This is a genomic window from Nonomuraea sp. NPDC049378 (assembly GCF_055586745.1).
On sequence record NZ_JBVJHP010000015.1, the window covers coordinates 106512 to 112511 of the forward strand.

General features: G+C 71.2%; 6 protein-coding genes. 4 read left to right on the forward strand and 2 right to left on the reverse strand.

Annotated elements, in window-relative coordinates; genetic code table 11:
* Positions 1-100: 100 nt before the first annotated feature.
* From ACZ6SA_RS30730 to ACZ6SA_RS30740, 3 genes are read left to right on the forward strand one after another with little or no spacing between them, the layout of a single operon-like run.
* Positions 101-1051 (forward strand): SPFH domain-containing protein, encoded by a 951-nt coding sequence (locus tag ACZ6SA_RS30730; protein ID WP_465832034.1) that lies wholly within the window; start codon positions 101-103, stop codon positions 1049-1051.
* Positions 1052-1056: 5 nt separating this feature from the next.
* Positions 1057-1320, forward strand: a complete 264-nt coding sequence (locus ACZ6SA_RS30735; RefSeq protein WP_465832036.1) for a type II toxin-antitoxin system antitoxin — start codon at positions 1057-1059, stop codon at positions 1318-1320.
* A complete protein-coding gene (locus tag ACZ6SA_RS30740) occupies positions 1289-1939 on the forward strand; it encodes a GPP34 family phosphoprotein (protein WP_465832038.1) in 651 nt (216 codons plus the stop codon). The genes ACZ6SA_RS30735 and ACZ6SA_RS30740 overlap by 32 nt, the downstream gene beginning before the upstream one ends.
* Positions 1940-1953: 14 nt before the next feature.
* On the opposite strand, the gene ACZ6SA_RS30745 is transcribed toward ACZ6SA_RS30740, so the two are convergent.
* Together ACZ6SA_RS30745 and ACZ6SA_RS30750 are read right to left on the reverse strand one after the other, a co-directional pair.
* Complete coding sequence (locus ACZ6SA_RS30745) at positions 1954-2631, reverse strand: response regulator transcription factor (protein WP_347775824.1); 678 nt, start codon at positions 2629-2631, stop codon at positions 1954-1956.
* On the reverse strand, positions 2624-4363 hold the full coding sequence (locus ACZ6SA_RS30750) for a sensor histidine kinase (protein ID WP_465832041.1): 1740 nt from the start codon (positions 4361-4363) through the stop codon (positions 2624-2626). Before ACZ6SA_RS30750 ends, ACZ6SA_RS30745 begins: the two co-directional genes overlap by 8 nt.
* Positions 4364-4526: 163 nt before the next feature.
* On the opposite strand from ACZ6SA_RS30750, the gene ACZ6SA_RS30755 reads away from it, so the two are divergent.
* Positions 4527-5888: a serine hydrolase gene (locus tag ACZ6SA_RS30755; protein ID WP_465832043.1), complete on the forward strand. Its 1362-nt coding sequence runs from the start codon at positions 4527-4529 to the stop codon at positions 5886-5888.
* The last annotated feature ends 112 nt before the right edge of the window (positions 5889-6000 follow it).

A 6000-nucleotide genomic window follows, 5' to 3' on the forward strand; every position in this document is an offset into this window, starting at 1 on the left:
GGCGGGGCCGACCTGTGCCCGGAAATCCCTCTCGCCCTCTTGCTCAAAAAATGATATCACTTAGATAGCAACGTGAAATCGGCAGAGAAGGAGACCGGCCATGAGCGGCACAACAGGCGGGGTCACAGTCGAAGGGGCCGTCATCGACATGCCGGCGCCGCGCACGAACGAGCGCCCGGTCCGGGCGGCCAACGGGTTCGTGATGGCCGGCGTGTCCACGCTGGTCACGCTCGCGGGGGTGGCCCTGCTCGTCGTGGCCATCGCCATGCTCGCCTCGGAGGCAGGGCAGGGCGGCGTGTGGCTGCTCGTGGCGTCCGTGCTGGCGATCCTCATCGGCATCGTGCTGTCCTTCGGGCTCACCGCGGTGGCCCCGGGTGAGGCCAGGGTCGTGCAGCTGCTCGGCCGCTACGTCGGCACCCTGCGCACGCCCGGCCTGCAGTGGGTCAACCCGATCACCCTGCGGCGGCGGGTGTCCACCAGGATCCGCAACCATGAGACGGACGTGACGAAGGTCAACGACGCGGACGGCAGCCCCATCCAGATCGCGACCGTCGTGGTCTGGCAGGTGGAGGACACGGCGCAGGCGGTCTTCGAGGTGGACGACTTCGTGGAGTTCGTCGCCATCCAGGCGGAGACGGCGGTGCGCCACATCGCGGGCAGCTACCCGTACGACTCGCACGGCGAGCCGCGGTTGTCCCTGCGCGACAACGCCGACGAGATCAACGAGAAGCTGTCCGCGGAGATCTCGATCAGGGTGGCCGCGGCCGGGGTGAAGGTCATCGAGTCCCGCATCATCCACCTGGCCTACGCGCCGGAGATCGCCCACGCGATGTTGCGCCGCCAGCAGGCCGGCGCGGTGGTGGCGGCCCGCCAGCGGATCGTCGAAGGAGCGGTCGGCATGGTCGAGACGGCGCTGGCCAAGCTCGCCGAGCACGAGGTGGTCGAGCTGGACGAGGAGCGCAAGGCCGCCATGGTGAGCAACCTGCTCGTGGTGCTGGTGGGCGATCGTGACACCCAGCCGATCGTGAACACCGGAACGCTCTACCAGTAAACGTCGTGGAACGGAAGAAGATCCTCCTTCGGCTCGACCCGGTGGTCCACGACGCGCTGGCCAGGTGGGCTTCCGACGACCTGCGCAGCACCAACTCGCAGATCGAGTTCCTGCTGCGCAGGGCCTTGTCGGAGGCCGGGCGCCTGCCCGACGGCGTGGGACGGATGCGGCCCCGCGGACGCCCCCGGAAGAACCAGGAAAGCCAGGAGGAAACCCAGGAGGACAAGGAGCCGGCGGATGAAGACGGAGATACAGGTGAAGCGGGATGAGTCCCTGCCGAGGTCGGCGTTCCTGCTCGCCTTCGACCTGCGCAAGGAACGACTGGCCAACCGCGGCGAGCTGGGCTACCTGCTGCGCGCGGCGGCGCTGGCCGAGCTGCTGGTGGCCGGCAACCTGACGGACGACGCGGGCATGGCGCGGGCGGTCATCGCCCCCGTCGACCCCGGCCCGCTCCAGGCGGCCGTGTGGGAGCAGATCTCGAACTCCCCGCCCAGGTCGTGGCGGCAGTGGATCCGCAAGGACCGCGCGGACGCGTTCCGCCTCGTCCGCGACGAGCTGGAGGCCGCCCGGCTCATCCGGGTGGAGCGGCGGCGGGTGCTGCTGTTCCCCGTCGAGCGGATCACGCCGCGAAGGCCGTACCTGTCGCGCAAGCTCGCCGAGCGCGTCAGCAGGGCCGCGCTCGGCGGCCGGCCCGTGAGCCGCCTCGACCAGGACGTCCGGATCCTGGCGGCCCTCGCGGCGGCGGCCAGGCTGAAGATCATGCCGCCGGCGCGGGAGCAACGCCACCACGGCAGGAGACGGATCGAGCAACTGTCGGAGCCGGTCGAACCGGTGGCCACCGCGCTGCGCAAGGCCGTGCAGGCCGCTCACGCCAGCAGCGAGGGCTGAGCGGGGGCAGCACGCTACGACGGGTCGGGTCCCAGGTAGGCGAGGACGGCGGCCACCCTGCGGTGCACGTCCCCGCTGTTCTCCAGGCCGAGTTTGGTGAAGATGGCGTTGACGTTCTTCTCCACCGACGAGATCGACAGGTGCAGGGCCCGGGCGATGGCCGAGTTCGAACGGCCGTGCGCCATCTCCCGCAGCACGTCGCGCTCGCGGCCGGTCAGCTCCTCCCGCTGGCCGCGCACGTCACGCCTGGCCAGCAGGCCCTCCACCACCTTCGGGTCGATGACCGAGCCGCCCGAGGCCACCGCGTTGATCGCGCCGAGCAGCTCGTCCAGATCCCCCACCCGGTCCTTCAGCAGGTAGGCGTAGCCCTCGGTGCCGTGCTTGAACAGCTCGAACGCGAACAGCGCGTCCGCGAACTGCGACAACACCACCACCCCGACGCCCGGGTGGGCGGAGCGGATGCGGTGGGCGGCGTCGATGCCCTCGAAGCCCGGCCGCCACTCCCCTCCCGGCATGCGGATGTCGGTGATCACGACGTCGGGGCCGAGCCGGCGTACGGCGTCGAGGAGTTCGTCGGCGTTGCCCACCGCGCCCACGACCGCCACCTCGCCCGACATCTCGAGCAGCCGGCGGGTGCCCTCGCGCACCAGATAGTGGTCGTCGGCCACGACCGTGCGGATCGGCTCACTCATCGACCGGCACCCACGCGTTCACCCGTGTCCCCTTCCCCGGCTCGCTGCCGACGGCGAGGCCGCCGCCGAGGGCGTCCAGCCGGTCCGACAACGTCGCCAGTCCCCTGCGCCGCGTGAGCGCGGCGTCGAAGCCCTTCCCGTCGTCGGTGACGGCGGCGGTCAGGCGGCCGCCCGCCCGCGACAGGCGTACGTCTATGGTCGCGGCCTTAGCGTGCTTGAGCGCGTTGGCCACGGCCTCGCTCACCGTGAAGTACATCGCACCTTCTATCTCGTCGGTGAAGCGCCTCGACCGCAGGTCCGGGGACGAGGTCACCGTCGTGCGCACGGGCAGGCGCGAGCAGCGCTCCTCGACGGCCTCCACCAGGCCGCCCTGGCTGAGGGACGACGGGTGGATGCCGGCCGCCAGCTCGCGCAGGTCGGCGAGCGTCTGGCGGGCCTGCTCGCGCAGGTGGGCGAGCATGTCGGCGCCCGCTCCCGTGGCGCGGGCCAGCTCGATGCCGGCGATGAGGGCGACGAGCTGCTGCTGGACGCCGTCGTGGATGTTGCGTTCGATGCGGCGGCGTTCGGCCTCCTGCGCGTTGACCAGCCGGGTGACCAGCCCGGCGCTCTGGATCGCCAGGCCCGCGGGCACGGCCAGCGCCTCCAGGAGCCGCCGGTCCTGGGCGGTCAACGGTCCGGCGTCCCTGGGGCCGCATTCGATGTGCCCGAGACCGCCGCGTACCGGCATCGTCAGCGCGGCCGGGCCCTCCGCCCGGCCCGCCACCACGCGGGTCCCGTCGGCGAGCGTCACGGCCGCCCATTCGAGCTCCAGCCCGGCGCGCACCGCGGCGGCCAGCCGGCCGAGCTGCTCCACCGGCTCCGGCGTGTCCTCCAGCGCGGTGCCCAGGTCCGACAACATCTCGCCGACCGTCGGCCGCACGTCGAACACCAGGTGCAGGCGCGACCCCCTGATGCCGAACCGGATGTCGAGCAACCGGTGCCGCACGATCGCCACCCCGAGGGCGGCGGGAAGGGATCCGACCAGCGCGAGGCCCGCGATCGCCGTGAGGGTCGGCGTGCTCAGCCCGAGAAGGAAGAGCGACGTCAGCACGCCGCCCGCCGCGGTCGCGGCGATACCCGCGACCATGCACGCGTACTGCCCGCGCTCGGGCGGCTCGCTGCGCCGCCAGCGGAGCACCAGGCCGCAGAACACGACCCCCGCGATGACCCACGTGACGAACTGCCCGAAGCCGCCCACCGACGCCGCGACCAGGCGGTCAGCCGGCAAGGACGTCATCGCCGGGCTGCCGGGATCCAGCCCGGCCATCGCCGTGCCGATGCCGTGCACGGCGATCGCGATGCCCGAGATCCACGGGACGGCCCGCCAGCGCCTCGAGGGCAGCCGGCCGTCGGGGAACAGCAGCGGGACGAAGATCCAGGTCAGCCCGTAGAACAGAGCGTACGCGACGGTGGACACGTGGTTGAACAGTCCCGCGGGGGCGCCGGAAGCGGTCAGCCCCACGCCGAGCGTGCCGATCCCCAGCGACAGGCCGGCCGCGAGCAGGACCCAGCCGTAGCGGATCTCCGGACGTCTGAACGCCAGCAACCAGCCCACGGCGGGCAGCATCAGGACGATCATGATGGACACCAGCGCCACCAGTGAGGAGGGCCAGCCTCCCACCAGCGACATGCCCGTCACGATCCCCATGGCCGAGGCCACCGCGAGCAGCCCGGCCACCAGCCTGGATGTCATAAGCCTCCATCGTCATGGGGGATCGGGAGGGCGTCTATGAGGTTATCCGCATATTTCCTACGGACAGCCTTACCTGCGAGAACGGCGGTCCACCTGGTGGCCCGCGACCCCGCGCTCCGGTTCGCTGGTGATACGCCGAAGTCGAGGTCGAAGGAGCCCCCTCATGAACATCCCGTCGAAGCCCACCCGGGTTCTGGCGACTGCCGCGGTCGCGGTCTCCATGACGGCCTGCGTGAACCAGCCCATTCCCGCTGGGGCCGCGAGCGTCCAGGCAGCCACCGTGCCGGCGACCGCCGTCGCCGCGCCCGGAATCCCTGACACGCCCGCAGGCAAGCAGCTGGCCTGGCTGCTCGACGCGTTGACCTCCCCGCCGGTCCCGGAGGCGGAGATCGGCAAGCACTTCGCCGCCGACTTCCTCAAGGGAACCCCGGCCAAGGTCATCAACCAGGTCCTGGCGAACTACAAGGGTCTGCGGCTGGAGAAGGTCACGACGTCGAAGGAGAACGCGCTGATCGCCCTGGCGACCGAGGGCGAGTGGCGACACGAGATCTCGGTGTCGGTGGACACCGCCGGGCTGATCAACGGCCTGCTGTTCCGTGCGCCCGCCCCCAAGAGCTGGGCGGAACTGGACGAGCGGCTGAAGAAGGCGGCGCCGCAGGCAGGCTTCGTCGCAGCCGAGGTGGCCAAGAACGGCGACTGCCGCCCCGTGCACGCCATCGCCCGCGGCAAGAAGCGCCCGCTGGGCTCGATCTTCAAGCTGTACGTGCTCGGCACCGTGGCCCAGCGCATCAAGGCCGGCGCGTTCAGCTGGGACACCGAGCTCACCATCACCCCCGAGCTGAAGAGCCTGCCCAGCGGCGAGCTCCAGGACCGGCCCGACGGCAGCAAGGTCACCGTGATGGAGGCCGCCAAGCTGATGATCTCCATCAGCGACAACACGGCCACCGACCTGCTGATCCACAAGGTGGGCCGCAAGGCGGTCGAGCGCACCATGCGCGCCTGGGGCGCCACCGACAAGCGCAACTTCCCGCTGCTCAAAACGCGGGAACTGTTCGTGCTCAAGGGCGCCGACTATCCCCGCCACGCCAAGAGGTACCTGTCGCTGAGCACCGCGAAGAAGCGGGACTACCTGGAGAAGGTCGTCGCCGAGGTCCCGCTGACCCGCGTCAAGGCCTGGACCAAGCCGCGTGAGCTGGACACGATCGAGTACTTCGCCTCGCCCTCCGACATCTGCCGTGCCCAGGCCCAGCTGATCAAGATGGACGACAAGCAGGTCGACAAGGCGATGTCGGTCGAGCCCGCCGCGCTCGGGCTCGACCCGAAGCAGTGGCCGACGGTGTGGTACAAGGGCGGCTCGGAGCCGGGCGTGCACGACCAGAGCTTCCTGGCTCGCACCTCCGCCGGGAAGACGTACGTCGTGACCTCGATGGCGGTCAACCCCAAGGCGGCGTTCGACGACGGGAAGCTGGGCGCCGAGCTGACCGCCCTGGCCCGCGGCGCCTTCCCCCTGGCCGACGGCTCCTGAGCACGCGGCTGCGGAACCGGGGGGGGGGGGGGGGGGGGGGGGGGGGGGGGGGGGGGGGGGGGGGGATGGGTGGGGGGGGGGGGGGGGGGGGGGAAGAGAGCCACTTATAGAA

Excerpts from the sequence above, each read along its gene's own strand:
- ACZ6SA_RS30730 (WP_465832034.1), top strand. The coding sequence starts at position 101 with ATGAGCGGCACAACAGGCGGGGTCACAGTCGAAGGGGCCGTCATCGAC.
- ACZ6SA_RS30740 (WP_465832038.1), top strand. The coding sequence starts at position 1,289 with ATGAAGACGGAGATACAGGTGAAGCGGGATGAGTCCCTGCCGAGGTCG.
- ACZ6SA_RS30745 (WP_347775824.1), bottom strand. The coding sequence starts at position 2,631 with ATGAGTGAGCCGATCCGCACGGTCGTGGCCGACGACCACTATCTGGTG.
- ACZ6SA_RS30750 (WP_465832041.1), bottom strand. The coding sequence starts at position 4,363 with ATGACATCCAGGCTGGTGGCCGGGCTGCTCGCGGTGGCCTCGGCCATG.
- ACZ6SA_RS30755 (WP_465832043.1), top strand. The coding sequence starts at position 4,527 with ATGAACATCCCGTCGAAGCCCACCCGGGTTCTGGCGACTGCCGCGGTC.